We start from the raw sequence: 503 nt of genomic DNA on the forward strand, positions 1-503 counted from the left end.
TGGTTAGCACAAAGTGCTGAGTTTTCAGCACTATCAGCAGAATTGACTAGTATTATGGAAAATACGTCTTTTGGTGGAACTGACTTATTAGATACTGCTGATAAGTTTGGTGCAGTTGCTGGCGTGCAATTTCAAGTTGGGTCAAGTGCAGCGGAAACACTTACCGTAAATATTTCAACTGATTTAGCGGCAGTTAAGGCAGCAATGACAGCTTCATCAGGTAGAGCTGCAACAGGTACATCAACAACTGCTGGTACCTTCTCTAATGTTGCCGATGCTCAGGCACAACTTGGTTTAGTTGATACTGTTATCAGTTCTATTGGCTCGGCTCGTTCATCACTAGGTGCATCAATGAATCGTCTTGAGCATACCATGACGAACGTAACTAACATGAAAGAAAATACACAAGCAGCGTCATCTACGTTGATGGATGCTGACTTTGCAGCTGAAACGTCTAACATGACTAAGCAGCAGTTGTTAATGAACTCAGGTATTTCAGTATT

The 503-nt window shown here is 41.9% G+C and carries 1 protein-coding gene; it reads left to right on the forward strand.

Features of this window, described 5'->3' with window-relative positions; translation table 11 throughout:
* The coding region (locus tag Q4496_RS17970) for a flagellin (RefSeq protein WP_303495954.1) at nt 1-503 on the forward strand (503 nt) is incomplete at both ends.

Source organism: Colwellia sp. 5_MG-2023, assembly GCF_030547795.1.
GTDB lineage: Bacteria > Pseudomonadota > Gammaproteobacteria > Enterobacterales > Alteromonadaceae > Colwellia.